The sequence below is a fragment of the Caulobacter segnis genome, from assembly GCF_031454995.1.
Taxonomy (GTDB): domain Bacteria; phylum Pseudomonadota; class Alphaproteobacteria; order Caulobacterales; family Caulobacteraceae; genus Caulobacter; species Caulobacter segnis_E.
The window spans coordinates 87140-113046 of record NZ_JAVDRV010000004.1; the positions used below are offsets into that span (position 1 = coordinate 87140).

26 protein-coding genes are annotated in these 25907 nt (G+C 68.2%); 13 read left to right on the plus strand and 13 right to left on the minus strand.

The genetic code is table 11. The features are described 5' to 3' along the window. Positions 1–8 precede the first annotated feature (8 nt). Genes dapF through J2728_RS14735 form a run of 4 tightly spaced genes read left to right on the plus strand, consistent with a single transcriptional unit; the run spans position 9 to position 3634 of the window. Positions 9–878 carry a diaminopimelate epimerase gene (gene dapF / locus J2728_RS14720; protein ID WP_310000275.1) on the plus strand — a complete coding sequence of 290 codons (870 nt, stop codon included), beginning with the start codon at positions 9–11 and terminating at the stop codon, positions 876–878. Between the two features lie 4 nt (positions 879–882). Beyond that, positions 883–2226 (plus strand): tRNA (N(6)-L-threonylcarbamoyladenosine(37)-C(2))-methylthiotransferase MtaB, encoded by a 1344-nt coding sequence (gene mtaB, locus J2728_RS14725; RefSeq protein ID WP_310000276.1) that lies wholly within the window; start codon positions 883–885, stop codon positions 2224–2226. A gap of 35 nt (positions 2227–2261) precedes the next feature. Next, complete coding sequence (locus J2728_RS14730; RefSeq protein WP_310000278.1) at positions 2262–3197, plus strand: endonuclease/exonuclease/phosphatase family protein; 936 nt, start codon at positions 2262–2264, stop codon at positions 3195–3197. 5 nt (positions 3198–3202) lie between these two features. Beyond that, complete coding sequence (locus tag J2728_RS14735; RefSeq protein ID WP_310000280.1) at positions 3203–3634, plus strand: GFA family protein; 432 nt, start codon at positions 3203–3205, stop codon at positions 3632–3634. A gap of 109 nt (positions 3635–3743) precedes the next feature. Here the strand turns inward: J2728_RS14735 and J2728_RS14740 are convergent, their stop codons facing one another. Continuing rightward, positions 3744–4403, minus strand: coding sequence for a trimeric intracellular cation channel family protein (locus tag J2728_RS14740; protein WP_310000282.1), 660 nt, complete (start codon positions 4401–4403; stop codon positions 3744–3746). Between the two features lie 91 nt (positions 4404–4494). Between J2728_RS14740 and ftsY the strand changes: the two genes are divergently transcribed. From ftsY to J2728_RS14755, 3 genes are all read left to right on the plus strand, one after another. Continuing rightward, complete coding sequence (gene ftsY, locus J2728_RS14745) at positions 4495–5436, plus strand: signal recognition particle-docking protein FtsY (protein WP_310000285.1); 942 nt, start codon at positions 4495–4497, stop codon at positions 5434–5436. Positions 5437–5439: 3 nt separating this feature from the next. Beyond that, positions 5440–6051 carry an inner membrane-spanning protein YciB gene (locus J2728_RS14750; RefSeq protein WP_310000287.1) on the plus strand — a complete coding sequence of 204 codons (612 nt, stop codon included), beginning with the start codon at positions 5440–5442 and terminating at the stop codon, positions 6049–6051. A gap of 96 nt (positions 6052–6147) precedes the next feature. Next, positions 6148–6708, plus strand: coding sequence for a MarR family winged helix-turn-helix transcriptional regulator (locus J2728_RS14755; protein ID WP_310000289.1), 561 nt, complete (start codon positions 6148–6150; stop codon positions 6706–6708). Between the two features lie 183 nt (positions 6709–6891). Here the strand turns inward: J2728_RS14755 and J2728_RS14760 are convergent, their stop codons facing one another. The 4 genes from J2728_RS14760 to J2728_RS14775 all read right to left on the minus strand — a co-directional run bounded on the left by J2728_RS14760 (position 6892) and on the right by J2728_RS14775 (position 11199). Further along, positions 6892–7164: a hypothetical protein gene (locus J2728_RS14760; protein ID WP_310000291.1), complete on the minus strand. Its 273-nt coding sequence runs from the start codon at positions 7162–7164 to the stop codon at positions 6892–6894. Between the two features lie 125 nt (positions 7165–7289). Next, the gene (locus J2728_RS14765; protein WP_310000293.1) at positions 7290–7811 is read right to left on the minus strand and encodes an SRPBCC family protein; all 522 of its coding nucleotides are present in this window, start codon (positions 7809–7811) and stop codon (positions 7290–7292) included. A gap of 67 nt (positions 7812–7878) precedes the next feature. Next, positions 7879–8874 (minus strand): TraB/GumN family protein, encoded by a 996-nt coding sequence (locus tag J2728_RS14770; RefSeq protein WP_310000294.1) that lies wholly within the window; start codon positions 8872–8874, stop codon positions 7879–7881. Between the two features lie 198 nt (positions 8875–9072). Continuing rightward, positions 9073–11199: a M3 family metallopeptidase gene (locus tag J2728_RS14775; RefSeq protein ID WP_310000297.1), complete on the minus strand. Its 2127-nt coding sequence runs from the start codon at positions 11197–11199 to the stop codon at positions 9073–9075. A 134-nt stretch (positions 11200–11333) separates the two neighbouring features. Here J2728_RS14775 and J2728_RS14780 point away from each other — a divergent pair, with 134 nt between their 5' ends. From J2728_RS14780 to xth, 5 genes are all read left to right on the plus strand, one after another. Next, complete coding sequence (locus J2728_RS14780; protein WP_310000299.1) at positions 11334–12182, plus strand: glutamate racemase; 849 nt, start codon at positions 11334–11336, stop codon at positions 12180–12182. A gap of 90 nt (positions 12183–12272) precedes the next feature. Continuing rightward, positions 12273–14732 carry a DNA translocase FtsK gene (locus J2728_RS14785; protein ID WP_310000300.1) on the plus strand — a complete coding sequence of 820 codons (2460 nt, stop codon included), beginning with the start codon at positions 12273–12275 and terminating at the stop codon, positions 14730–14732. 134 nt (positions 14733–14866) lie between these two features. Further along, a complete protein-coding gene (locus tag J2728_RS14790; RefSeq protein WP_310000301.1) occupies positions 14867–15523 on the plus strand; it encodes an outer-membrane lipoprotein carrier protein LolA in 657 nt (218 codons plus the stop codon). A 295-nt stretch (positions 15524–15818) separates the two neighbouring features. After that, positions 15819–15941 carry a hypothetical protein gene (locus J2728_RS14795; RefSeq protein WP_310000303.1) on the plus strand — a complete coding sequence of 41 codons (123 nt, stop codon included), beginning with the start codon at positions 15819–15821 and terminating at the stop codon, positions 15939–15941. A 41-nt stretch (positions 15942–15982) separates the two neighbouring features. After that, positions 15983–16789 carry an exodeoxyribonuclease III gene (xth, locus tag J2728_RS14800; RefSeq protein ID WP_310000305.1) on the plus strand — a complete coding sequence of 269 codons (807 nt, stop codon included), beginning with the start codon at positions 15983–15985 and terminating at the stop codon, positions 16787–16789. Here the strand turns inward: xth and J2728_RS14805 are convergent. After that, on the minus strand, positions 16786–17661 hold the full coding sequence (locus J2728_RS14805) for an SDR family oxidoreductase (RefSeq protein WP_310000306.1): 876 nt from the start codon (positions 17659–17661) through the stop codon (positions 16786–16788). The genes xth and J2728_RS14805 overlap by 4 nt on opposite strands. A gap of 91 nt (positions 17662–17752) precedes the next feature. On the opposite strand from J2728_RS14805, the gene J2728_RS14810 reads away from it, so the two are divergent. Further along, complete coding sequence (locus tag J2728_RS14810; protein WP_404979769.1) at positions 17753–18595, plus strand: helix-turn-helix transcriptional regulator; 843 nt, start codon at positions 17753–17755, stop codon at positions 18593–18595. Here J2728_RS14810 and J2728_RS14815 read toward each other — a convergent pair. The 7 genes from J2728_RS14815 to J2728_RS14845 all read right to left on the minus strand — a co-directional run bounded on the left by J2728_RS14815 (position 18592) and on the right by J2728_RS14845 (position 25873). After that, entirely contained in the window at positions 18592–20403 is a 1812-nt protein-coding gene (locus tag J2728_RS14815) for a HAMP domain-containing methyl-accepting chemotaxis protein (RefSeq protein WP_310000310.1), read from the minus strand. The two genes, J2728_RS14810 and J2728_RS14815, sit on opposite strands and share 4 nt — an antisense overlap. Positions 20404–20456: 53 nt before the next feature. Then, positions 20457–21878, minus strand: coding sequence for an OprO/OprP family phosphate-selective porin (locus tag J2728_RS14820; protein WP_310000312.1), 1422 nt, complete (start codon positions 21876–21878; stop codon positions 20457–20459). A gap of 263 nt (positions 21879–22141) precedes the next feature. Continuing rightward, positions 22142–22855 carry a DNA polymerase III subunit epsilon gene (gene dnaQ, locus J2728_RS14825; RefSeq protein WP_310000314.1) on the minus strand — a complete coding sequence of 238 codons (714 nt, stop codon included), beginning with the start codon at positions 22853–22855 and terminating at the stop codon, positions 22142–22144. Between the two features lie 31 nt (positions 22856–22886). After that, positions 22887–23486, minus strand: a complete 600-nt coding sequence (gene coaE / locus J2728_RS14830) for a dephospho-CoA kinase (protein WP_310000316.1) — start codon at positions 23484–23486, stop codon at positions 22887–22889. A 4-nt stretch (positions 23487–23490) separates the two neighbouring features. Beyond that, positions 23491–24360 (minus strand): shikimate dehydrogenase, encoded by an 870-nt coding sequence (gene aroE / locus J2728_RS14835; RefSeq protein WP_404979771.1) that lies wholly within the window; start codon positions 24358–24360, stop codon positions 23491–23493. Next, positions 24357–24956: a Maf family protein gene (locus J2728_RS14840; protein WP_310000319.1), complete on the minus strand. Its 600-nt coding sequence runs from the start codon at positions 24954–24956 to the stop codon at positions 24357–24359. The genes aroE and J2728_RS14840 overlap by 4 nt, the downstream gene beginning before the upstream one ends. A 5-nt stretch (positions 24957–24961) precedes the next feature. Beyond that, positions 24962–25873, minus strand: a complete 912-nt coding sequence (locus tag J2728_RS14845) for a pyruvate, water dikinase regulatory protein (RefSeq protein WP_310000321.1) — start codon at positions 25871–25873, stop codon at positions 24962–24964. Between the last annotated feature and the right edge of the window lie 34 nt (positions 25874–25907).

A 25907-nucleotide genomic window follows, 5' to 3' on the forward strand; every position in this document is an offset into this window, starting at 1 on the left:
GCCCCGCCATGAGCCGCACGTTCCTGAAGATGAACGGCCTGGGCAATGACTTCGTCGTGGTCCAGACCCTGACCCAGAGCTTCGAGCCGACCCCCGAGGAGATCCGCGCGATCGCCAAACGGCCAGATTCCGAAGGGAAGAATGGTGGGATCGGCTGCGACCAGGTCATCGCCATCGACCCGCCCAAGGCCGAGGGCGCGTCGGCCTATGTGCGGTTCTGGAATTCCGACGGCGAGGAGACCGGCGCCTGCGGCAACGGCACGCGCTGCGTGGCGTGGCTGCTGATGCAGTCGGCCGGCAAGACCGAGGTGGCCTTCGACACCGTCGCCGGGCGCCTGTCGGGCGTCGCCGCCGGCGAAAAGCTGGTCACGGTCGACATGGGGCCGCCGCGCCTCGAGTGGAGCCAGATCCCGCTGGCCGAGCAAATGGACACCGCCCGCGTCGAGCTGCAGGTCGGCCCGATCGACGCCCCGTGGGTCCACACGCCGGTTTGCGTCTCGATGGGCAATCCGCACGTCGTCTTCTTCGTCGACGCGCCCGTCACCGATGAGTTCGCCGCGAAGACCGGCAGCCTGGTCGAGCACCACCCGCTGTTCCCGGAGGGCGTCAATGTCGGCTTCGCCCACGTCGAGAGCCGCGACCACATCCGCCTGAAGGTCTGGGAGCGGGGCGCGGGCCTGACCGCCGCCTGCGGCACCGGCGCCTGCGCCGCCCAGGTCGCCGCCGTCCGCCGGGGCCTGACCGACCGCAAGGCCAAGGTCGAGTTCGAGAGCGGGGCGCTCACCATCGAATGGCGCGAGAGCGACGGCCACGTGATCATGACCGGCCCGGTCAGCATGGACTTCGCCGGCAAGCTGCCCGAGGCGGTCGCCGCTTAAAGCCATGGCGACCTACACCGTCATCAAGGCGACGCCCAAGCCCCCTCTTCCCCAAGACAGGCCGGAAGTCGGGGAGGAGGGCGGTCCCGCCGTCGTTTCCTCCGGCCCGGATGGCGTCCAGGTCGTCACCTTCGGCTGCCGGCTGAACGCCTATGAGAGCGAGGCCATCCGCGCCCGCGCCGCCGCCGACGGCGTCACCGACGCGGTGGTGTTCAACACCTGCGCGGTCACGAACGAGGCCGTGCGCCAGGCCCGCCAGGCGATCCGCAAGGCCCGCCGCGAGCGGCCTGGTGCCAGGGTCATCGTCACCGGCTGCGCCGCCCAGGTCGATCCGGCCGCCTTCGCCGCCATGCCCGAGGTCGACCTCGTGCTCGGCAACGCCGAGAAGGCCGCGCCCGGCGCGCTGCTGGAGACCGGCCGCGTGCGGGTCAACGACATCATGTCGGTCAAGGAGACCGCCGGTCACCTGATCGACGGCCTCAAGGACCGCGCCCGAGCCTATGTCGAGGTCCAGAACGGCTGCGACCACCGCTGCACCTTCTGCATCATCCCCTATGGCCGCGGGAACTCGCGTTCGGCCCCCGCCGCCGAAGTGGTCGAGCAAGTCCGCAAGCTGGCCGCCGAGGGCTATCAGGAAGTGGTGCTGACCGGCGTCGACGTCACGTCGTGGGGCGCGGACCTGCCCGAGCAGCCGACCCTGGGCCAACTGGTCGGCCGCATCCTGCGCATGGTCCCGGACCTGCCCAGGCTTCGACTTTCGTCGATCGACGCGGCCGAGATCGACCCCGACCTCTTCGCCCTGCTCGAGGCCGAACCGCGCCTGATGCCCTACCTGCACCTGTCGCTACAGGCCGGCGACAACATGATCCTCAAGCGCATGAAGCGCCGTCATAGCCGTGAGGACGCCCTGAAGCTGGTGGCGGAGGTGCGCCGCGTGCGCCCCGACACCGCCTTCGGCGCCGACCTGATCGCCGGCTTCCCGACCGAGAGCGACGCGGCGTTCGAGAACACCCTGCGCCTGGTCGAGGAAGCGGATCTGGCCTTCCTGCACGTCTTCCCCTACAGCCCGCGCCCCGGCACGCCGGCCGCGCGGATGCCGCCGGTGAAGGGCCCGCTGGTCAAGGACCGCGCCCGCCGCCTGCGCGAAGCCGGTCAGCGGGGCCTGGAGCGCCATCTTGAGCGTCAGGTCGGCCGCGTCCTGTCGGGTCTCGTCGAGCGCGAGGGTTTGGCGCGGGCCGAGGACTTCACCGAAATCCGCTTCGAGGGCGAGGCCCCGGCCGGCCGGATCGTCGCCTTCAAGGTCACCGGCCATGACGGCGCGCGCGTGATCGCGGAGCTGGCCAACTGATCCGGCGGACCCTCGCCGCGGCCTTGGCGCTCGCCTTGACGACGCTGGCCCCGGCGCGCGCCGAAACGCCGCCCCCGGTCACGTTCAGCGTCATGACCTACAACGTCGAGGGCCTGCCCTGGCCGGTTCGAACAGGGCGCGGCAAGGCGTTGAAGGCGATCGGTCGCGAGCTGGCGGCCATGCGCGCGGCCGGCCGCCAACCCGATGTCGTCCTGATCCAGGAAGGCTTTCGCTCCGAGGTCTGGGACCTGATCGATGAGAGCGGCTACCCCTATGTCGCTCGGGGACCCAACAAGGGCCAGCGCGATCCGAACATGTTGCGGGGGCGAGAGCCCGACTTCCGGCGCGTGAAATACCGCCGCAAGGGCGAGGGCTTGGGCAAGTGGGGCTCCAGCGGCCTGTGGGTGCTGAGCGACCACCCGATCAACTGGGTCAAGTCGCACGCCTACCATTACTGCGCGGGCCTGGACTGCCTGGCCAACAAGGGCGTCATGCTGGTCAGCCTGGACGTCGCCGGTTTGCCGACGCCGGTCGAGGTCGCCGACACTCATCTGAATTCCAAGGGCGCCTCCGGGGTGCCGCGCCGGCGGGCCACCCAGGCCCATCGCCTGCAGGCCGACGAGCTGAAGGGTTTCATGCGGGAGGACCGCACGCCCGGCGCGCCGCTGCTGGTTGGCGGGGACTTCAACGTCATGCACTCGCCCGAGCGCTTCAATCACGTGATGGCCGACTACCCGTTCGAGGTGGTCAGCCGCTGGTGCCACCACCGCCCAGGCGCCTGCGCCACCCAGATCTCCTATGACGGCGACGCGCCGTGGCTGGACACCCAGGACCTGATCGGGTTCCTGGACGGCGAGCGTGTCACGGTGACGCCCGTCGCGGTCGAGGCCACGTTCGACGGCGCGTCCGAGCCGGTGCTGTCGGACCACGACGGCTACAAGGTGACATTCCGGCTGACGCCGAAGGGGTAGGGACCATGGGCTTGAGCGGCGGCTGCCAGTGCGGCGCGGTGCGGTTCCGGGTGGAAGGCGAGCCCGGTCGAGCCTCCATCTGCCACTGCCGCATGTGCCAGAAGGCGTTCGGCGGGCCGTTCGGGGCGCTGGTGACGGTTCCCGTCGACCAGCTGACCTGGACGCGGGGCCAGCGCGCCACGTTTCAGAGCTCGGACACGATCCGGCGCGGCTTCTGCGCGGCCTGCGGCACGCCCCTGACCTTCGAATGGAGCGCCGATAAGATCGACCTGGCCGTCTTCGCTTTCGATGATCCGTCGGCCGTGGCGCCGGTGGTTCAGCTCGCGGTCGAGAACCGGCCGGCCTGGATGGAGCATCTCGCGGACATGCCAGTCCGGCCGCCGATGGGTCCGACGGGGGCGGTGGCGAGCCGCCAGCATCCGGATTTCGATACGTGACCCCCAATCCTCCCCCTAGCGGGGAGGTGTCGGCTCGAAGAGACAACGGAGGGGGAAGAGGCAGGGTTAGCAGAACTTCCCCCACCGGCGCTTCGCGCCACCTCCCCCGCTAGGGGGAGGATTGGTCCTGCCCGTCCGCTCGGTCTTCCCCCATGAAACCCGGCAGGCTCCAGCCGAACTTGATGGCGCAGGCCCGCAGGCCGAACGCCGCGGCGAATCCGGCGATCCCCGCCGGCCAGAAAGCAACGCCCGCCAGCTTCAGCGCCGCGAAGACGCTGGCGCCCAGCAGGGCGGCGGTGATGTAGATCTCGCGGCGGAGCAGCAGGTTCGGCTCCTCGGCCAGCACGTCGCGGATCACGCCGCCAAAGGCGGTGGTCAGCACCCCCATGACCACGGCGCTGAACGGATGCACGCCCAGCCCCAGGGCCTTGGCCGTGCCAACCACGGCGTAGGCGGCCATGCCCAGGGCGTCCAGCCACAGCAGAGCCCGGAACCGCCAGCCGCGCTTGCCCAGCAGCCAGACGACGGTGGCCGCGGCCAGGCACGCGACGATGTAGCCCGGCCGCTGCACCCAGAACACCGGCGCCCCGATCAGCAGGTCGCGCAGCGTCCCGCCGCCAACCCCGGTGATCGCGGCGAAAAATCCGAAGGTGATGATGTCGTGCTTGCGCCGGGCCGCCGCGAGGGCGCCGGTTGCCCCAAAAACCGCCGCGGCGGCGTAGTCGAGCCAGAAAAGCGCTGTTCCCAAAGGGTCAAGTTGCACGTCCATGCCCTTTCCATCGCACGGCTGGACCGCCCGCGCTAACCGTGCGCGGTTAAATCCCGATTTACACTTTCGCCGGGTCGTCTAAAGGGGCGCGATGAGCGACAAGCCCGAGCAGAAAAAAGGCTGGTTCCAGCGCCTGACGTCCGGCCTGACCCGGTCGTCCCAGGCGATGACCGAGCAGGTCACCGGGGTCTTCACCAAGAAGCCTCTGGACCAGGAACAGCTGGACGCCCTGGAAGAGATGCTGATCGAGGCCGATCTCGGCCCCGAGATCGCCGCCCGTATCACCGACGCCTTCGGCAAGGCGCGTTTCGGCAAGTCGTCGACCGACGACGAGGTCAAGGAAGCCCTGGCCGAGTTGATCGCCGCCGAACTGGCTGACCGTCAGGGCGACTTCGACCCCTTGAGCGGCCCTCGCCCCTATGTGGTGCTGTTCATCGGCGTCAATGGCTCGGGCAAGACCACCACGCTGGGCAAGATCGCCGCCGACCTGACCGAGAAGGGCGCGCGCGTGCTGATCGCCGCCGGCGACACCTTCCGCGCCGCCGCCGTCGAGCAGCTGAAGGTCTGGGCCGACCGGGCCGGGGCTGACTTCATGTCCAAGCCCACCGGCTCGGACGCCGCGGGCCTGGCCTATGAGGCCGTCGAGCGCGCCAAGGCCGAGCACTACGACGTCGTGCTGATCGACACCGCCGGCCGCCTGCAGAACAAGCAAGGCCTGATGGACGAGCTGCTCAAGGTCATCCGTGTCGTGAAGAAGGTCGATCCGGACTATCCGCACGAGACCCTGCTGGTCCTGGACGCCACCGTGGGCCGCAACGCCCTGGCCCAGGAGAAGATCTTCGGCAACCAGGTCGGTGTGTCCGGAATTGTCATGACCAAGCTGGACGGCACCGCGCGTGGCGGGGTGCTGGTGCCGGTGGCTCGCGCCTCCGACAGCCCGATCAAGCTGATCGGGGTGGGCGAGGGGGTCGAGGACCTGCAACCGTTCAACGCGCGCGCCTTCTCGCGCTCCCTCGTTGGCCTGAAGGACTGATCCGTGAGCGAAGCGGCGCCCGAGGCCCCCAAGAAGAACGCCGGCTGGGTTCGGACGGTCGTCGACTACGGCGCGGCCATTGCCTTTGGCGTGGCCTATTTCGTCACCAAGGACTTCCAGAAAGCGACGTGGGTGCTGGTGGCCGCCTCGGCCGCCGCCCTGGCGATTGGCTACGCGGTCGAGCGGCGCCTGGCCCTGCTGCCGCTGTTCTTCGGCGGCATGGCCCTGGTGTTCGGGGCCCTGGGCCTCGTCTTCCACTCCGACGTCTTCGTGAAGATCAAGGTCACGGTGATCAACCTGGCCCTGGCCGCCTTCCTGCTGGGCGGGACGCTGACCGGCCGCCAGCCGCTGAAGCTGCTGATGGGCGAGGCCCTGCACCTGCCCGACGCCGCCTGGCGGACCTTGACCCTGCGCTATGGCGGCTATTTCGCCCTGGTCGCTGCGCTGAACGAGATCGTCCGCAACACCCAGGACACCGACACCTGGGTGAAGTTCCGCCTGGGGTTGCTGCCGCTGGCCCTGGTGTTCGTGGCGACCCAGATCCCCTTTATGATGAAGCACATGGCCAAGGGCGACGAGCCCACGGCCGCCGAGCCGCCGGACGCCGGGTTCTAGTTTCAACCGTCCACGGACCGTTGTCGTCAAATCGACGTGTTAAGGTGCTAGCCTTCGTCCGTCGGCCGATCAGGCCGTGCGATGTGGGGGCGCGAGATGGCGAAGAGCAAGGGCGACAAAGCGGTCGGTGGCCTGCTGGAGCGTTCGCCCAGCCATCTGCTGCACCGGGTCCTGCAACTGGCCCTCGACATCTACGCCGAGGAGTGCGGACAGGCCGGAGTGACCCAGCGCCAGTTCGCCGTGCTGGCCGCCGTGGCCGAGAACGAGGGCGTCACCCAGACGGCCCTGGTCCGCGCCACCGGCATCGACCGCTCGACCCTGGCCGACATGGTCGCCCGGATGATCACCAAGGGCCATCTTGAGCGTCAAAGGTCGAGCGAGGACGCTCGCGCCAACAGCGTGCGCTTGACGGAAGCTGGCCGCGAGACCCTGGAGGCCGTCCGCCCGATGGTGGCCATGGCCGACGCCCGCATCCTGGCCTTGCTCAAGCCCAGCAAGCGCGAGGGCTTCCTCGACCTGCTGGCCGACGTCGCCGGCGCCGAGCTGCACCCGGAAGAGGTCGCCCCCAAGTCCAAGAAGGCCAAGGCCGAAAAGGCCGACAAGCCGAAGAAGGACAAGAAGGTGAAGAAGGACAAGGCCGCGAAGAAGGCGGCTTAGGCTCCTTCTCCCCCGTTCCATCTCGTCGCCTTCCTCGCCCTCGTGGCGAGGACCCATGGTTTGGCTGAGCTCCGACCATGGGAAGGCGCCCGCGATCGCGTCGCCCCTATCGCCTGACATGCGGGACCATGGGTCCTAGGCACAAGGCCTAGGAGGGCGGCTCACTGAGTTGGCGTTCTAGCTCTAGACCAAGATATTCAACAGCGAACCGGGCCGTAGGATCTTCCGCGGCTCGGCGTCGGGCTGGACGAACGGCTTTTGCGGCGCCGCGCGTTGCTGGGACTGAGCCTGGGTCTGCAGCTGCACCGTCGAGGGCGCGACCGCCGGACGGGTCGGCGCGGCGTCGGTCAGGGCCGCCTGGAAGAAGGCCGCGCGCGTCGAGGCGCCGGTCTTGGCGGGGACCGACGGGGTTTGCGACGGAACGACGGGCCAGCCGGCGGGACGGACGTTGCTCATGACTCGAAGTCTAGCATGGTTAACGAAAGCTGCGCGAGTATGGTCAACGCGAGGTTAACGCGCTCCGGCCGCGACCTGTCGGCGCACCCTGTTCGTCCTCGCCCCTTTCGGAGGGAGAGCGGGGCCTATTTCCCTTCGACCGCCGCCTTGAGCCCCGCGACCTGCTGGGCGATGACGCCGTCGACGGGCCCGGCCCACTTGTCGAGGCCGCCCTTGAGATAGCCGCCGACGTCATAGGTGACGGTCACCGTCGTCTTGCCGTCCTTTTCCGCCAGCGCGAAAGCCAGCGCGCCGCTCGCGCCCGAGGTTTGGAGTGGCCCCAGAGCGCCGAACAGCACCAGCTTCTGGCCCGGCGCGGCATTCACCGTGGTCATGTGCAGAACCGAGCCACCGTTCGGTAGACGCTCGCAAAAGCAGCCGCCGGACGCCGCGGCCAGCGACAGGTTGGCGGCCGAGCCAGACCAGGTATGGGCCGATGACCACCATTTCGAAGGCTGGACCAGCACGCCCCAGACGGCGGCGGCCGGCGCGTTCACCACCACCTCGTGCTTGACCTCGAAGCCGTTGGGCTGGGCGTCGACCACCTCGGCGCGCGCCGCGCCGGCCGCCAGCAGAGCCAAAGCCCAAGCCGCGATCATCGTTCTCATGTCGGGTCTCCCTCCCCGGAAAGCGAGCGCAGGCTGACGGCTTCGGCGCGAGGCCGTCAAGGCGTCGCTACTCGACCGGGGAGGTTATGGTGGCGCCGCCCGCCTTCAGGCGGTCGAGCACGCCGTTGGCGGGCAGCAGGAAGCCCAGATCCACGACCGCCACGGTGACGCCGGGACGCTTCAGCGCCTCGGTCATGGCGTCCGTGGTCAGGGCCAGACCCTTCTCCAGCAGGGCCGCGCCGCCGGGCGCGTGTGTCAGGCAGCGCTGGGCGGCGCTGGCGCGATAGCGGGCGCGGACGGACGCGAGATCGCCCTCGGCCCAGTCCTGGCCGATCGTCGTGGAATGCGCCCCGTCATAGGCGATCTCGTCCAAGGCGACGCGCAGGCAGTAGAGCTGGTCCTCGGCCGAGAGCTTGGAAGCGATCGTCGTCACCGCGCTCATCCGGTACTGGCCGACCGCCTTGACCTTCAGCTTGCGGGCCTTGGCCATGCGCTCGACCGTGCTGATCGGCTTGGCTTCGGAGAGCCCCGCCGCCTGGCGGAAGTCCGACAGCAACAGGAACCCGGCCACCGCGGGCTTCCAGTTCTTGTATTCGCCCGCGCCCTTGCGGGCCTGGGTCCGAGACTCCACGAAGCGGGCCTTCAGGTCGGGCGGAAGCTGGTCTTCCAGCGACTTGCCCAGCGGCTGGCGCAGGCCGGCGCCGAACCGCAGCACGAAGCCGGCGAGCTGGGTCACGCCCACCGAGGCCTGCGGCGGCACGAGCACCAGGCTGGCCTTGTCGAGCGCCTTCTCAAGGCGCGGGCTGGACCATTTCAGCCGGTGGGGCAGGGGCGGGGCCGAGCCCAGGATATAGAGTCGCGCGCCGTCCTTCTCGACCAGCCAGACGGCCGGACCGGGCGGCTTGGCCATGATCGTCAGCTCGGCGACCACGGCGCTCTCGTCCTGGGCCGGCGCCGGACCGAGATCGACGGTGGGCGGCGGCGGAGCCGTTTGCGCCCAGGCCGAGCTCGACAGGATCAGGGAAAGGGCGAGGGCGGTGGGGACGGACTTGGACGCGGCCATCGAAACTCCTTCAGCCCCCTTCGCTGGTTTAGCCCTTCTCCCCTTGAGGGAGAAGGTGTCAGCGGAGCTGACGGATGAGGGGTCGCACAGACGAGAAACGCCGCGACAGCGGTCAGACTGTCACGGCGGTCCTGTTCTTCAACCCCTCACCCGGCCCGTTGGGCTACCCTCTCCCGCGAGGGGAGAGGGGGAACCGGTCTAAGCCCCCGGCGGGACCGGGAAGCCGCGCTTGCGCATCAGGGCGCCGATCTTGACGTCGCGGCCGCGGAAGGCGCGGAACTGCTCGACCGGATCGGTCGTGTTGCCCTTGGACATGATGTCCTCGTAGAGCCGCTTGGCGACCGCCTTGTCGTAGAAGCCGCCGGGGGCTTGCTCGAAGGCTTCGGCCGCGTCGGCCGTCAGGGTGTCGGCCCACAGATAGCTGTAGTAGCCGGCCGAATAGCCGTCGCCGGAGAAGACGTGGCCGAACTGCGGCGTGCGGTGCCGCATGACGATCTCCTTGGGCATGTTCAGCTTGGCCAGTTCCTCGCGCTCGAACTTGTCCGGATCGATATCGGCGTCGCCGGCCAGATGCAGCTTCATGTCGATCAGGGCCGAGGCCAGGTATTCGGTCGTGCCGAAGCCCTCGCCGAACTTGCCGGCCGCCTCGATCTTGTCGACCAGGGCCTGGGGGATCGGCTTGCCGGTCTGGTAGTGCAGGGCGAACTGGTTCAGCACCTGCGGCGTGGGCAACCAATGCTCGTTCAGCTGGCTGGGGAACTCGACATAGTCGCGCGCCACGTTGGTGCCCGACACGGTCGGATAGGTGGCGTTGGCGTTCAGGCCGTGGATGGCGTGGCCGAATTCGTGGAACAGGGTGACGGCGTCGTCCCACGAGATCAGCAGCGGTTCGCCGGGCTTGCCCTTGATGAAGTTGGAGTTGTTCGAGACGATCGTCGTCACCTCGCCCTTGAACCGCTCCTGCGTGCGGTAGGCGTTCATCCAGGCGCCCGAGCGCTTACCTTCGCGGGCGTAGGGGTCGAAGTACCAGAGGCCGACGTGCTTGCCGCCGCGCGTCACCTCGTAGACGGTGATGTCCTCGTGATAGACGGGGATGCCCGAAAGCTTTTTGAATTCAAATCCGTACAGCTGGCCCGAGGCCCAGAACATGCCCTCGAGCAGCTTGTCCAGCTGCAGGTAGGGCTTCACCTCGTTCATATCGAGGTCGTACTTGGCCTTACGGACCTTCTCGGCGTAGTACCGGTAGTCCCAGGGCTCCAGCTTGAAGCCGCCACCTTCCTTGTCGATGATCGCCTGCATGTCGGCGACATCGATCGCGACCTGGGCGATGGCCGGCGTCCAGACCGCCTCCATCAGCGCCATGGCGTTCTCGGGGTTCTTGGCCATGGCGTTCTCGAGACGCCAGTGGGCGTGGGTCTTGTAGCCCAGCAGCTTGGCCCGCTCGGCCCGTAGCTTCAGGATCTTCGAGATGATCGCGTTGTTGTCGGTCGCGCCGCCATTGTCGCCGCGATTGACGAAAGCGCGCCAGACCTTCTCGCGCGCCGCCCGAACCGGGGACTCGGTCAGGAAGGGGTCGACGCTGGAGCGGGTGTTCACGACGATGAACTTGCCCGGCAGCTTGCGCGACTCCGCGTTCGAGGCGGCGGCGGCCTTGAGCCCCTCCGGCAGGCCGGCGAGGTCGGCTTGCGAGAGCTCGATCCAGGTGTTCTCGTCCGCCAGCAGGTTCTGGCTGAACTTGGTGTAGAGGCCGGCCAGCTCGGTGTTGATCGCCCCGACCCGAGCCTTGGCGGCCGGGTCCAGCTTGGCCCCCGACCGAACGAAGTTGGTGTAGTAGATCCAGAGAACGCGCTGCTGCTCGGGCGTCAGCTTGGCCTTGTCGGGAGAATTGTAGACGGCCTCGATACGGGCGAAGAGCGGGGCGTTCTGGTTGATCTTGTCAAAGTGGGCCGAGAGCTTGGGATCCATCTCCTCCTCGACCTTCTGGAACTCCGGCGTGCTCATGTTCGAGCCCCAGATGTAATAGTATGTCTGGACGTCGTTCAGGCCGCGCCCCGCGTCTTCCAGCGCCGCGATGGTGTTCTCGAAGGTCGGCGCGGCCTTGTTGGCGGTGATCGCGTCGATCTCGGCCAGGTTCTTGGCCATGGCCGCCTCGAGCGCGGGCTTGAACTGCTCGACCTTGACTTTGTCGAAGGCCGGCACGCCGCCATAGGGACCGGTCCACTTCTGGAGCAGGGGATTGGTGGCTTGAGCCATGGACACGCTGGGGCTGAGGGCGGCGGCGACCCCGGTGGCGGCCGCTGAGGCGAGGAAGGTACGACGTTGCACGGAGGGTCTCCGATGGAAGTTTGTCGGCGACCGTAGGGCAAGGCCTTCGACCCGTCACATGACAGGACTGTAACCTTTTGTCATCGAGCTCGCCCCGCGTGACAGATGGCCGCTTCGGGCGCTAAAGCTGGCGCATGATCGGCGTCTTCGACTCCGGCGTGGGCGGCCTGACGGTCCACCGCGCCCTCGTGCAGCGTCTGCCCCAGGCGGACTTCACCTATCTGGCCGACCAGGCCAACGCGCCCTATGGCGTGCGGACCGGCGAGGACATCGTCGCGCTGACCAAGGCCGGCTGCGAGCGCCTGTTCGAGCGCGGCGCCAGCCTGGTCGTCCTGGCCTGCAACACCGCCTCGGCCATCGCCCTGCGCCGCCTGCAGCAGACCTGGCTGCCCGGCTACCGCAAGACGCTGGGTCGGCCGGTCAACATCCTGGGCATCATCGTGCCGACCATCGAGAAGGCCACCGGCCTGCCTTGGGAGCACGAGGCCGAGCGACGCGGCGAAAAGGTCGAACAGCTGGACGTCCTGGGCGTCTTCGCCACCCAGGCCACGGTGCGCTCGCGCGTCTATGAGATCGAGATCGACAAGCGCAAGCAGGATCTCGCGGTGTTCTCCGAGGCCTGCCCCGAGCTGGTCCCGCTGATCGAGGGCGACGCCTCGGCCGTCGATCTCGCCAAGGCGGTCGAGGCCCATGTCCAGGCGCTGAAGACGCGCATCGGCCGCTATCCCGACCGCGTGGTGCTGGGCTGCACCCACTATGAGATCATCGCCGACATCTTCCGCGCGGCCCTGCCGGCCGGGACGCCGCTGATCCAGCAGCCCGAGGCGACCGCCGACGCGCTGGAGCTCTATCTGGAGCGCCACCCGGAATACGATCCGGGGCAAGGGGGAAGCCGCGTCTTCCTGACGACCGGAACGCCCGGGCCGCAGAACGGTCTCGTCCAGAGCTTCTGGGGCGGTCCGCTGGCGTTCGAGGCGGCCTGAATCAAATCCTGACGAACGTCGTAAACGCCTCTTAACCCTCTTCGGCCAAAACATGGTGGTTCGACCCATTCTGGCGGGTCGCGAGACGTGTTGAGTTCGGAGACTTTCATGGCGCGAGCGGCGCGGCGATCCCCGACGGAGCTCCTTTGGGACGCGATCCGTTTTGGCTGGGTCCAGCCCTGGACCGCGCGGTTCCGCGGCGGCGTGGTCACCGTCATTGGCGCCGTCCTGTTGCTGGCCATCGCCACCTATAACGCCACCGACCCCAGCCTGAACGCCGCCAGCGGCGAGCCGGCGCGCAACGCGCTGGGAAGCGTGGGCGCGGCGATTTCCGACATGCTCATGCAGTCCCTGGGCCTCGCGGCGTGGGGCGTCGCCCTGCTGATGCTGGTGTTCGGCGTCACCCGCGTCTCGCAAGCCGATCCGGACGCCGAGCGCCGGTCGATGCGTCTGCGCGCGATCGTCGGGGCTCTGGGCCTGCTGGCGCTCGCCGCCGTGCTGGCCGCGCCGCCCCCGCCGGCGATCTGGCAACTGGAGAAGGGCCTGGGCGGCTTCTGGGGCGAGGCCCTGCTGCATCTGGTGGCCGGGACCCTGCGCTTCGCCCACATCCCCGGCGCGACCGTGATCGCCGCCGTGTTGTTCGCCATCGCCGCCGTCTTCGCCCTGGGCTTCGCGATCGGTGTCCGCGACATCGATCCCGAGGTGATCCAGGCCGCGCTGCGCCCCCGTCCGCGCCAGGAGCCGGCCCCCGCCCAGGCCGCCCCGGCCAAGGCCCCGCGCGTCAAGAAGGAGAAGGCCGAGGCGCCCAAGCGCGAACGGCCTGGCCGCTTGCCACCGCTGGACGAGGAGGACGACGCCACCGCCATCGCGCCGGCCGCCCCCGAACGCGCCTACACCCCGCCGCCCGCCGTCCAGGACGACGAGGACGAATTCGAGGACTCGCTGGACGCCCGTCCGATGGCGATCGCCAAGCCCAAGTCCGTGCCGAAGGAATCCGGCCGCGAGCAGCGCGAGCAGCAAAAGGCCTTCGACTTCGAGGGCGACGGCGGCTTCCAGCTGCCCGAACTGGCCATGCTGGCCAAGTCCAAGCCGCGCTCGTCGGAAGTCGACGCCGCCGCCCTGCGCCAGAACGCCCGCCTGCTGGAAAGCGTGCTGGCCGAGTTCGGCGTGAAGGGCCAGATCGACCAGATCCGCCCGGGTCCGGTCGTGACCATGTACGAACTGGTGCCGGCGCCGGGCGTGAAGACCGCTCGCGTCGTGGCCCTGGCCGACGACATCGCCCGCTCGATGAGCGTGATCTCTTGCCGCGTGGCCGTGGCCCAGGGCCGCAACGCCATCGGCATCGAAATGCCCAACTCCCGTCGCGAGACCGTCTATCTGCGCGACCTGCTGTCCAGCGCCGACTACGAGAAGGCCAGCCAGATCCTGCCGATGGCGCTGGGCGAGACGATCGGCGGCGAGCCCTATGTCGCCGACCTCGCCAAGATGCCCCACCTGCTGATCGCCGGCACCACCGGCTCGGGCAAGTCGGTCGGCGTCAACGCCATGATCCTGTCGATCCTGTACAAGCTGCCGCCCGAGAAGTGCCGCTTCATCATGGTCGATCCCAAGATGCTGGAACTGTCGGTCTATGACGGCATCCCGCACTTGCTGGCGCCGGTCGTGACCGACCCGAAGAAGGCCGTCGTGGCGCTGAAGTGGACGGTCCGCGAGATGGAGGACCGCTATCGCCGCATGTCCAAGATCGGCGTGCGCAACATCGCGGGCTACAACGAGAAGGCCAACGAGGCCCTGGCCAAGGGCGAGCACTTCGAGCGCACCGTCCAGACCGGCTTCGACGAGGCGGGGCGCCCGATCTACGAGACCGAGCAGATCCGTCCCGAGGCCATGCCCTATCTGGTCGTGGTCATCGACGAGGTCGCCGACCTGATGATGGTGGCCGGCAAGGACATCGAAGGCGCCGTGCAGCGTCTGGCGCAGATGGCCCGCGCCGCCGGCATCCACCTGATCATGGCCACCCAGCGCCCCTCGGTCGACGTCATCACCGGCACGATCAAGGCCAACTTCCCGACCCGGATCAGCTTCCAGGTCACGTCGAAGATCGACGCCCGCACCATCCTGGGCGAACAGGGCGCCGAGCAGCTGCTGGGCCAGGGCGACATGCTCTACATGGCCGGCGGCGGCCGCATCACCCGCCTGCACGGCCCGTTCGTCAGCGACGGCGAGGTCGAGGCCGTGGCTAAGTTCCTGCGCGACCAGGGCACGCCCCAGTACCTGGAGGAAGTCACCGCCGGCGGCGACGAGGAGCAGGAAGAGGCCATCGAGGCGGCGTTCGGCGGCGAGGGCGGGGCCAACGACCTCTATGATCACGCCGTGGCCGTGGTCACCCGCGACCGCAAAGCCTCGACCAGCTACATCCAGCGCCGCCTGCAGATCGGCTACAACCGCGCCGCCTCGCTGATGGAGCGGATGGAGAAGGAAGGCGTCGTCGGCGCGGCCAACCACGCCGGCAAGCGCGAGATCCTGGCCCCACCACCGCCGCCGCTGTAGCGGACGAAGCGGGCAACCTTCGCGTTGTCCGCCGCGTTCCTCCGCTCCCAACCTGAACGGCGCTTCATCGGGGCGCCGGAAAATGGCCTCGCGCCGGCCTTCGCGCGGGCCAAGGTTGCGGCTAAGGAGTTCGCATGACCACTCGCCGTTTCCTCCTCGCGGCCGGCCTGGCCGCCGCCTTCTCCTCGGCCGCGGGCGCATCGCCCGCCCTGGCCCAGAACGCCACGCCGGTCCCGGCCGCCCTGACCGCCGAGCAGAAATCCCTGGTCGACAAGGCCACGGCCTATGTCCAGGGGCTGGGCTCGGCCCAGGGGCGCTTCGTGCAGACCGACGCGCGCGGCACGCGGACGCAGGGGACCTTCTACCTGCAGCGCCCGGGCAAGGCGCGCTTCGCCTATGACGCGCCGGCCGGCCTGCTGGTCGTCTCGAACGGCAACAACGTCAACATCTGGGACAGCCGTCTGAAGACCTATGAGAGCTACCCGCTCAGCAAGACGCCGCTGAACCTGTTGCTGGCGCGCGAGGTGCGGCTGGATCGCGGCGTGGTCATCACCGATGTCCGCCGTCTCGCCGACGGCTTCACGATCGTGGCGCAGGACGCCAAGCGTCAGGCGCTGGGCAAGATCGCGCTGGATTTCTCGGACGGTCCCGTCGCGCTGATGGGTTGGACGGTCACCGACATCAAGGGCGGCCAAATCCGCGTGCGCCTGACCGACTTCGGCCCCGCTTCCAGACTCGACCCCAAGCTGTTCGTCCTGACCGACCCTCGCCCCAAGGTAGGCCGGCCCTAGCCTGTTTTGTGACATTCTCACAACAGGCAAGAATCAACCCGACATTCGCTTGACTAAAAGTTTTGACGTGGCATATTTAACACGCATGGCGAAGAGCGACCGACCCGCTCCTCGCGAACCGTGCCGGACTCTATCCCCTCCCGGCGGCGGCATGAGAGACTAGACTTTCGTCCCCCGGACACACGGTGTCCGGGGGCGTTTTTCTTTTCAGGCCTCATCGGGACATCGCCTATCAAGTCACATGGCCAATCGTCGTGACATAGAAGCGTTGGAAGAAGAGCGTCGGCGGGCATGGATGGAGAAGCTATCCACGCCGGAGCTTCTAGACGGCCTGCGGATGCGATCATTCCGGGGCGGGGGCAATACCGTGGCCCGCGAAATCCTACGCGAACGCGGCGCCTTGCCGGAAGGCGTGTGACAACCCTTTCAAGGTGCTCGCGAACACCCTAAAGCCGGTCCATGCGCCTCCGTATCGCCACCTGGAACGTCAATTCCGTCCGCCTTCGCGCCGAACAGGCCGCCCGCTTCGTCGACGAGCAGGCGCCTGACGTCCTGTGCATGCAGGAGATCAAGTGTCAGGAAGGCGAGTTCCCGCGCGAGGCCTTCGAGGCCATGGGCCTGCCGCACCTGAAGATCGCGGGTCAGAAGGGTTGGCACGGCGTGGCGATCGCCTCGCGCCTGCCGATCGAGGACGTCCCGACCCTGATGAACTGCCGCGAGGGCCACGCGCGCTGCGTGGCGGTGAAGGTGGCCGGGGTCGAGATCCAGAACTTCTATATCCCGGCCGGCGGCGACCTGCCCGACCGGGCGGCCAACCCCAAGTTCGACCACAAGCTCGACTTCTACGAGACCCTGACGGCGGCGCTAAAGAAGCGCGATCCGAAGGCTCCGCTGATCGTCACCGGTGATCTGAACATCGCGCCCGGCGAAAACGACGTCTGGAGCCACCGGCAGATGCTGAAGATCGTCAGTCACACGCCGGCCGAGCTGGAGGCCTTCGACTCGATGGTCAAGTCGATGGACCTGCTGGATCTGCCGCGCCTGGCGACGCCTGAACCCGAGAAGCTGTTCAGCTGGTGGAGCTACCGCGCCGCCGACTTCCGCAAGTCCAACCGCGGCCTGCGGCTGGACCACATCCTGGCCAGCCCGGGCCTGCGCGAGGCGGCGGTCGTGGACGGCAAGGTCGCCTCGCGCGTCCACGACGACGTGCGGGAGTGGGAGCGTCCCAGCGACCACGCCCCGGTGACGGCGGACCTGAAAATCTAGAAATAGCCTGCGGCCGCGATATCCTCGATCAGGCCGGGACCCGTCGGCGTCCAGTCCAGCGTGTCTCGGGTCCAGGCGCTGGAGGTCGCCGCGTCCATGCCCGCGAACATGGCGAACCATCCGAAGTGCTCGGCCGGTCGGCTCTCGACCGGAAGCCCGAGGCCCCGCCCGATGGCGGTGGCGATCTCACGAAACGGCACGCCCTGCTCGGCCACCGCGTGATAGCGCTCGCCGCCCGCGCCGCGTTCGAGCGCGAGGCGATAGACCTTGGCCGCGTCCAGGCGATGCACGCCCGACCAGCGGTTTTCGCCGTCGCCAATATAGGCCGAGACCCCCGTCCGGCGGGCGATATCGATCAACATCGGGACGAAGCCATGGTCGCCCGCGCCGTGGGTGGAGGGCGCCAGCCGCACGGTCGAGGCGCGCACGCCCTTGGCGAGCAGGCTCGCCGCCGCTGTTTCCGAGACTCGCGGATAACCGCCGACGCCTTCGGCCGGCAGGTCATTCTCCGTCGCCAGGCGCCCGGACGCCAGCCGCGCCGTGCCGGAGGTGACCAGCAGCGGCTTGTCCGATCCGGCCAGGCCTTCGCCAAGAGCCTCGATCGCGCGCCGATCCAACTGGCAGCTCTCGGCGAAGCGCGAGAAGTCGTGGTCGAAAGCGGTGTGGATCACGCCATCGGCCGAGGCGGCCGCCTTGGCCAGGACATCGCCGTCCTCGAGAACGCCCCGCGCGACCTCCGCGCCCAGCGCCTCCAACGTCGCGGCGCCGCCGTCGGAGCGCGCGAGCCCCACGACCGCATGACCCCGGGCAAGCAATTCCTGGACGACGGCCGAGCCAACGAAACCCGTAGCGCCGGTGACGAAAACACGCATGAGACTGATCTCCGAGATTTACCCGGCGATCCTGTCTGGTAGGCTTATCCTGTTAAAGTAGGGACTTTATACAGGTATACCGTCTAACAGGATGAGCGTGACCGTTCCGAGCGAGACCCGTCTGGGGGCTTATCTGCGCGATCGCCGAGCCCGGCTGGACGCCATGGCGCTGGGCTTTTCGGGCTCGCGGCGGCGGACACCTGGCCTGCGTCGCGAGGAGGTCGCCCAGCGCGCTCATATCAGCGCCACCTGGTACACCTGGCTGGAGCAGGGCCGCGGGGGCGCGCCCTCGGCCGATGTTCTGGACCGCATCGCCCGCGCGCTGATGCTGACCGATGTCGAGCGCGAGCATCTGTTCCTGCTGGGCCTCGGCCGCCCGCCCGAGCCCCGTTATCGCGGGACCCTGGATGTCTCGCCCCGGCTTCAGCGCGTGCTGGACGCGCTGGACCCCAGCCCCGCCATGATCAAGACCCTGACCTGGGACGTCGTGGCCTGGAACCGCGCCGCCGCCATCGTCTTCGGCGACTACGGCGCGGCGGCCCTCGAGGATCGCAACATCCTGCGCCGCGTCTTCTGCGATCCTCGATCGCGCGCCGCCAACTTCGATTGGGAAGCCGTGGCCCGTTTCGTGGTGGCCGCGTTTCGGGTGGACGTGGCGCGCGCCGGATCGGGCGCCGAGGCGGCGGCCGCCGCCTTGGTCGAGGAGCTCAGCCACCGCAGTCCGGACTTCGCCGCGATGTGGGCCGCCAACGATGTCGGCGATCACCATCAAGGGGTGAAGCGACTGCGGCACCCGTTGCTGGGCGAGGTCGCCTTCGAATATTCCGCCTTCGCCGTCGACGGGCGGCCCGACCTCGGAATGATCGTCTACAATCCGACGCGGGCCGACACCGTCAAGCGCCTGGGGGAACTCGCGAGCGCGGCGGCGCTTTAGGCCGCCAGCGCCCGCGTGGCGCTTTCGCTGACCTTGAACTGGCTCATCAGGCGAGCCAGGTCGTCGGCCTCGGTGGCCAGGCTGTGGCTGGCGGCGGTGGCTTCCTCGACCATGGCGGCGTTCTGCTGCGTGACCTGGTCCATCTGATTGACCGCGACATTGACCTCGCCCAGGCCAGTGGCCTGCTCGCGAGCCGAGGCGGCGATCTCGGTGACGATACCGCTGACGTCGATGACCTTGGCCACGATGCTTTCCAGCGCCTTGCCCGTCTGACCGACCAACTCGACGCCCGTCGTGACCTGGTTGGTCGACAGGGTGATCAGTTGCTTGATCTCCTTGGCGGCGTCGGCCGAGCGTTGAGCCAGGGCGCGGACTTCCTGGGCGACGACCGCGAAGCCGCGGCCCGCCTCGCCCGCCCGGGCGGCCTCGACGCCGGCGTTCAGCGCCAGAAGATTGGTCTGGAAGGCGATTTCGTCGATGACGCCGATGATCTGGCTGATCTGGCTGGACGAGCTTTCGATCTCGCTCATGGCGGCCACCGCGCGCTCGGCGATCTGGCCGCCGCTCTCGGCGTCGACCTTGGCGCCGCTGACGGCCGACCGGGCATGGCCGGCGCCCTCGGCGGTCCTGTTGACCGTGGCGGTGATCTCTTCCAGCGCCGCGGCCGTCTCTTCCAGGCTGGCCGCCTGCTGTTCGGTGCGACGCGACAGGTCGTCGGAGGCCGCGGAGATTTCCCGCGCGCCGCCGCTGATGGTCATGACCGCGTGGCGGACGCCCGACATCACGCTCTCCAGCTTCGCGATGGAGGCGTTGAAGTCCTCCTTCAACTGCACGGTCTTGGGAGACAGCTGCTCGGTGACGCGGTGGGTCAGGTCGCCGGTCGACAGGGCGTGCAGGCCCTTGCCCAGCGCCTCGATCGCGGCGCGATCCTCGGCCGCCTCGCGGGCCCGTTGGGCCTCGGTCCTGGCGCGCTCGGCCTCGCCGGCCTCGCGCATCGCGCCGGTTTCCTGCTCGAGCCGAACGGCCCGGAGGCTGTTTTCCTTGAAGGTCTCGAAGGCGCGCGACAGCGAACCGACCTCGTCGGCGCGGTCGCGATCCGGCGTCTCGACGTCGAAATCACCGTCGGCCAGGCGCAGCATCGATTGGGTCATGCGGCCGACTGGCGCGGCGACCAGGCTCGTCAGCTGCCAGCCCATGCCCAAGGCGATGACCAGCAGGCCGACGCCGCCACCGATCAGCATGGCGACCGACGAGAAGATCGCCTTGTGCTGGGCGGCTTCGCGCACGGCCATACGCGCCTGTTCGGTCTTGCGGATCGCCGCCACGCCCTTGGTGATATGGGTGACGCGGGCTTTTTCGCCGGCGGCGGTCAAGGTCTCGCGCGCCGCGTCGCGGGTGGCCGGGTCGAGGCCCGCTTCCGTCAACGGCGCGCCATAGGTGTCGAGCCAGGTCTTGGCGTCGCTCTTGACCTTGGCCAGGCTGGCCTTTTCCTCGTCCGTGAGGTCGGAGCCCTCGAGCTTGGCCACGGCCTCGTTGAACTGCTTCAGCCCGTCGGTATAGCTGTCCATCATCTTGGCGTTGCCGGTCAGCAGCAGCCCGCGCGTCTGAGAGTTGAGGCGCAGCATGCCCTTCTCGGCGGTGTGGGTCTGATCGATGATCGACTTGCTCTGGTCGTTCAGGCGGATCGCCTGCTGCATGCCCATCAGCTGCAGGAAGACGCTGAGGATCATCGCCACGGCCGCCCCCAAGAGCAGGCCAAACGAAAGCATGATCTTGTTACGGATCGAAATGTTCTTGAGGAAAGACATCGGAGCTCCAGGCCGAGAGGGGGAGGGGCGGAGGGCGTTTCCAGGACGTTTTCTTAGAACTCGATCTGCATACGAGCTTGGAAGACCGTCACGTCGGCGTCGTTTTCGATCGTACCGATGCGGCGATTATTGACCTTTGCCTTAGTGACGTTCGCCATGAAGCGGACGTTGCTATAGGGGTACCAGTTCACGCCGGCCGTCAGGCCCTTGTAGGTGCCGGCCGTCGCCAGGCCCGGCTGGCTGGCCAGGGCGGTCACGGCGTTCGGGCTCATCTTGGTCAGGTCGGCATAGTCGTAGCGACCCGCCAGTTCGAAGGCGCCCATGCCGCCCTTGTCGATCGGGTTCAGGATCTTGACCTTACCGAACTGACCGGCCGCGTTGTACGGGCGGCTCTCGCCGGTCGGGAACCAGCTGGCCAAGGCGTAGCCGGTGACGATGTTGAAGTCCTTGCCGCCATTGGCCGCGCTTTGGGTCGTGGCGACGCGGTTGACCTTGATCTGGGCGAGCTCGCCCTGCACCGAGACCGTCTTGTGCTTCCAGGCCGCTTCGGCCGCGATGGAGGTGTCGCTCTTGCCGACGGCGCCGGTCGACAGCAGCACGCCGCCGGTCGAGGTCTGCGGCTTGTAGGCCGTGTTGGCGGCGGCGGAATAGGTGAAGCCGGTTTCGCCACCGGTGTCACGGTAGCGAGCCGAGACACCCAGGTGAACCGCGTCGTCCGCCGTCATGATCGGCGCGTAGGTGCCGCGGACCATGAAGCCCGAGCGCTCCTTGGCGTTGTTGGCGATGTAGGCGCCCGACGAGACATCGGCCTTGTTGATCGAGTCGCCCTGCAGCGCGCCGCGCAGCGACCAGTTCTTGCCGACCTTGGTCGCCTGGGCGGCCAGGACGAAGCCGTTGTCGGTCAGATCGCCGAACGGACCACGCTCCATGAAGGTGATCGCCTTGATCGAGGTGAGGTTCTCGAGACCGCCGACCTTCTGGTTGCCGACGGTGAGCAGCAAGCCGCTCTTGGTCTTGTACTCGATGACCGCGTCATCCCAGCCCCAGGCGCCGCCGTTGGCCGCGCCGCCTTCGATCCGATAGGCGAAGGCGCCGAACTGGCCCTCGGCGCCGAGGAACACCTGGCGGGCGCGATACTGGCGCGACTTGTAGGACGGGCCGGTGTCACGATTGACGTCGACATTGACGCCGTCGATCAACACCCGGCCGCGCAGCTTGAACGTGGCGCCGCTGGCGTCGGTGAAGCGCGGCGAGCCTTCCCACTTGATCTGGGTGGCGGGAACCGGGGCGGCCGCGGGCTTGGCGGCCGGCGCGGCCGTCTTGGCTTCCAGCGACTTGAGCTGCTCCTGCATGACCTTGATCTGCGCCTTCAGCTCTTCGAGCGAGGCCGCATCGGCCTTTGGCGCCTCTTGGGCGGCGGTCACGCTGGCCAGCATCGACGCGGCTAGCAGAGTTACAGAGAATAGTTTGCGCACGAGAGATCGCCCTGTTTTCCGAGAAAACGAGAATTGTTGGGCGAAGTTGATCGGCTCGGCCGGTGAATTCGTGATTAATACATCATGAGGCGCGACAAAATGCCCCATCTAGAGCCGTGTTCACGTCACACTGCTTCCTATGCCTGCCGAGACGTGGAGCTTTTCAGGTGATGCTCTTTTCGTCACGGGGCTTGATCAGACCAATTTTTGGGATCTCTAGGCTGGGGCGCGCAGGACTTTTCTAGAGCGGCGAGGCTAAAGGCTCAGCCCTCGGCCGCGACCACCCCGAACTTGATCCACAGGGCTTGGTCCTTGAGGTTTTTCCGAACCCAGGCGGCGTGGACCTCACGCTCGACGTCCGTCGACCGGGGGGCCAGAGGGCGGGGGCGCGACCCGTACGACCCCTGGATCGCGGCCGAGACAGCCAGGGTCTCGACCACGTGGGTCAGCTCCAGCGCGCGCTCCTTACCGCCCTGCAGTTCGAGATAGACCTCGGCCAGCAGGTGGGCGTCGATCAGCGCGCCGTGCTTGTCGCGGCTTTCCAGGCTGATCTTGAAGCGTTTGCACAGCGCGTCGAGCGAGTTGTACATGCCCGGAAAGCGCTTCTTGGCCATGGCCAGGGTGTCGATCCAGCGTTCCTCGTGGATCGGGGCGCGACCGCACTTCTCCAGCTCGAAATTGACGAACTGGCGGTCGAAGGCCGCGTTGTGGGCGACCACGACGCTGTCGCCGACGAACTCGACGAAGCGGTCGGCGATCTCGTGGAACTTCGGCTTTCCGGTCAGGAAGGCGCTGGAGAGGCCGTGGACCTTCTCGGCCTCGGCCGGCATGTCGCGCAGCGGGTCGCAATATTCGTGGAACGAGCGTCCGGTCGGCATGAAGTCGACCACCTCGATGCAGCCTATTTCAACCAGGCGGTCTCCCGTCTTGGGGTCGAAGCCGGTCGTTTCGGTATCGAGGATGATCTCGCGGGCCATGGCCCTTCTTTGAGCCGGTTCGATCCGCGCTTCAAGCGGAGCGGGAAGTTCTCAACAGAGTCAGAAGGTCGCGGACCTGCGCTTGGGCGTGCTCGACGCCCTGGCCAGTGTCGATGACGAAATCGGCGCGCGCGCGCTTTTCCGCGTCGGGCAGCTGGCGCGCCAGGATCGCCTCGAACTTCTCGGGCGTCATCTCGGGCCGAGCCAGGACCCGCGCGCGCTGGACCTCGGGCGGGGCCGAGACGACGACGACCTTGTCGACGCTCTTCTGGCCGCCGGTCTCGAACAGCAAGGGCACGTCCAGAACGACGATGTCGTGGCCCTCGGCCTGGGCCTTCTGAAAAAAGCCAATCCGGTGGGCGCCGACCAGCGGGTGGACGATCGCCTCCAGCTTGGCCAAGGCCTCCGGATCGCCGACCACCTTGGCGCTGAGCTTGGCGCGGTCGATGGCGCCATCGACCACGACGCCGGGGAAGGCGGCCTCGACCGGCGCGACGGCCGCGCCGCCGACGGCATAGAGCGCGTGGACGGCGGCGTCGGAGTCGTAGACCGGGACGCCCTCGGCCTCGAACATGGCCGCGGTCGTGGACTTGCCCATCCCGATCGATCCGGTGAGACCCAGCACCAGCATTGGATTAGGCCTCGCCCAGCAGCGTCAGGGCCAGGCCCCGGACATCGACGTCGGGGGAGGGCGCCACGCCATAGATCGCCTCGAAGGTCGGTATGGCCTGGCGCAGCAGCATCTCCAGGCCATCGACGGTGCGGCGTCCCGCGGCCTCGGCGCGACGCAGGAACTCGGTGCGCAGCGGCTTGTAGACCATGTCCATGACGACGGCGGTCTTCGGCGTCAGGGACAGGTCGGCCGCCGGGCCCTCGCCGCCGCCCAAGCCCAGCGAGGTGGCGTTGATGACAAGGCCCGCGTCGGCCAGCAGGGCGGGGAGAACGGTTTCATCGGCGGCGACGACCTTAGCCCCGAAGGCCTCCACCAGCTCCTGCGCGCGGGCCAGGGTGCGGTTGACGATGCGGATTTCCGGCGCGCCGGCCAGCAGCAAGGCGGCCACCGCTCCTCGCGCCGCGCCGCCGGCGCCGAGGATCACGACCGGGGCGGCCTTGGCGTCGAAGCCCGGGGCCTGTGCCTCGACCGCGCCGAGCAAACCAGGGCCGTCGGTGTTGTCCGCATGGACCGAGCCGTCGGCCGCGAACAGCAGGAGGTTGGCCGCGCCGGCCATCCTGGCCAGATCGCTGGCGGTGTCGGCCATCGCCAACGCCCGCTCCTTGAAGGGAATGGTGACGTTGACGCCCCGCACCGCGCCGCCGCGCAGGCCGTCGACGAAGGTCTCGAACCGCTCGGCCGCCGGGGCGAACGGCACATAGGCCGCGTCGAGGCCGGCCGCAGCGATCCAGGCGTTGTGGATCACCGGGCTCATCGAGTGCTTGATCGGCTGGCCGCAGACGCCGCCGACGATGGCCGCGCCCGAAATCGTCCCCGAAATCGTCGACGTCATGCGACCAGGGCTCCGTGAAGACGCAGGAAATCCAGAAGTCCGACCAGGGGCAGACCCAGTATGGCGAAGTAGTCCCCGTCGACCTCGTCGAACAGCTGCACGCCCTCGCTCTCCAGTTCGTAGCAGCCGACGGACCACAGCAAGGCCTCGCCGCGTCTCTCTATATACTGGTCGAGCCAGGCGTCGCTGAACGGCCGGACCGACAGCTTGGCGGTCTCGACGATCCGCCAGATCGGCTGGCCGTCGCGGGCCACCACCACGGCCGAGTGCAGCTTGTGGACCTGGCCGCGCAGCTCCAGCAGGCGCGCGCGCGCCTCGTCCAGGGTGTCGACCTTGTCGATCAGCTTGCCGCGCAGATCCAGCGTCTGGTCCGCGCCGATGACGAGGCCGGACCGCTTGGTCGAGACCTTCACCGCCTTCATCTCGGCCAGGGCGTCGGCGACGTCGCGCGGGGTGACGTCTTCGGCCAGCAAGGCCGCCTTGGCCGCGTCTTCGTCGACGCCCGCGCCGACCGCCTCGAAGGCGACGCCGGCGTTCTTCAGGATCATCTGGCGGGCCGAGCTCTTGGACGCCAGGGTTACGGGGGTAAGCGCCACGGACGTCAGGCTCCCAGGACCTCGACCTTGCCGCGGCCGCCCGACAGAAGGTTGATGACGGCCGCCGCGGTTTCCTCGACGGAGCGCCGAGTGATGTCGATCACCGGCCAGCCCTGGCGTTCGAACAGGCGGCGGGCGGCGATGATCTCCTGGCGCACGGCGTCGCCGTCCACATAGTCGCTCTCGCGGTTCTCCTTCAGGGAGAGCAGACGGTTGCGACGGATCTGGATCAGGCGGTCCGGCGAGGTGATCAGGCCGACGATCAGGGTGTTCTTCAACTCGAACAGCTCCTGGGGCGGTGGACGGCCGGGCACCAGCGGCACGTTGGCGGCGCGCACGCCCCTGTGGGCCAGATAGATGCAGGTCGGCGTCTTGGAGGTCCGCGACACCCCGACGAGGATCACGTCGGCCTGGGTCAGGTCCTGGCCGCCCTGGCCGTCGTCGTGGGCGATGGCGTAGTCCAGCGCCTCGATCCGGTCGAAATAGTCGTTGGTCAAGGCGTGCTGCGCGCCGACACGGGTCGAGATCCGCGCGCCCAGATAGCGCGACATGGCGCTGACGACAGGATCAAGGGCGGCGATACACGGCATTTCGAGCTTGCGGCAGCCCTCCTCAAGCGCCGCGCGCAGGCCCGGATCGACGATGGTGTGCATGACAACGCCCGGCGCGCCGCCGATTTCCTCCAGCGCTCGGTCCAACTGCCGGGTCGAGCGAACCAGCGCATAGATGTGTTCGATCGGCAGGATGTCGGTGAACCGGGCGCAGACCGCGCGCGCCATGGCGTTCAGCGTCTCGCCCGTGGAGTCCGACACCAGATGGATGTGGAAATAGGTCGCGAAACGCGGAGGAAGTCGTTCGCTCTCGCCGCTGGCGGCCTGACTCTCCTGTGGATCATCCGTTAACGGTTGTTTAACCACTTGCCCTGCCTCTGGGGACGCCTGGGCGCCGAAT

Coding starts and splice junctions, on each gene's coding strand:
- dapF (WP_310000275.1), top strand. CDS start 9: ATGAGCCGCACGTTCCTGAAGATGAACGGCCTGGGCAATGACTTCGTC.
- mtaB (WP_310000276.1), top strand. CDS start 883: ATGGCGACCTACACCGTCATCAAGGCGACGCCCAAGCCCCCTCTTCCC.
- J2728_RS14735 (WP_310000280.1), top strand. CDS start 3,203: ATGGGCTTGAGCGGCGGCTGCCAGTGCGGCGCGGTGCGGTTCCGGGTG.
- J2728_RS14740 (WP_310000282.1), bottom strand. CDS start 4,403: ATGGACGTGCAACTTGACCCTTTGGGAACAGCGCTTTTCTGGCTCGAC.
- ftsY (WP_310000285.1), top strand. CDS start 4,495: ATGAGCGACAAGCCCGAGCAGAAAAAAGGCTGGTTCCAGCGCCTGACG.
- J2728_RS14755 (WP_310000289.1), top strand. CDS start 6,148: ATGGCGAAGAGCAAGGGCGACAAAGCGGTCGGTGGCCTGCTGGAGCGT.
- J2728_RS14760 (WP_310000291.1), bottom strand. CDS start 7,164: ATGAGCAACGTCCGTCCCGCCGGCTGGCCCGTCGTTCCGTCGCAAACC.
- J2728_RS14765 (WP_310000293.1), bottom strand. CDS start 7,811: ATGAGAACGATGATCGCGGCTTGGGCTTTGGCTCTGCTGGCGGCCGGC.
- J2728_RS14770 (WP_310000294.1), bottom strand. CDS start 8,874: ATGGCCGCGTCCAAGTCCGTCCCCACCGCCCTCGCCCTTTCCCTGATC.
- J2728_RS14780 (WP_310000299.1), top strand. CDS start 11,334: ATGATCGGCGTCTTCGACTCCGGCGTGGGCGGCCTGACGGTCCACCGC.
- J2728_RS14790 (WP_310000301.1), top strand. CDS start 14,867: ATGACCACTCGCCGTTTCCTCCTCGCGGCCGGCCTGGCCGCCGCCTTC.
- J2728_RS14795 (WP_310000303.1), top strand. CDS start 15,819: ATGGAGAAGCTATCCACGCCGGAGCTTCTAGACGGCCTGCGGATGCGA.
- xth (WP_310000305.1), top strand. CDS start 15,983: ATGCGCCTCCGTATCGCCACCTGGAACGTCAATTCCGTCCGCCTTCGC.
- J2728_RS14805 (WP_310000306.1), bottom strand. CDS start 17,661: ATGCGTGTTTTCGTCACCGGCGCTACGGGTTTCGTTGGCTCGGCCGTC.
- J2728_RS14810 (WP_404979769.1), top strand. CDS start 17,753: ATGAGCGTGACCGTTCCGAGCGAGACCCGTCTGGGGGCTTATCTGCGC.
- J2728_RS14815 (WP_310000310.1), bottom strand. CDS start 20,403: ATGTCTTTCCTCAAGAACATTTCGATCCGTAACAAGATCATGCTTTCG.
- dnaQ (WP_310000314.1), bottom strand. CDS start 22,855: ATGGCCCGCGAGATCATCCTCGATACCGAAACGACCGGCTTCGACCCC.
- coaE (WP_310000316.1), bottom strand. CDS start 23,486: ATGCTGGTGCTGGGTCTCACCGGATCGATCGGGATGGGCAAGTCCACG.
- aroE (WP_404979771.1), bottom strand. CDS start 24,360: ATGACGTCGACGATTTCGGGGACGATTTCGGGCGCGGCCATCGTCGGC.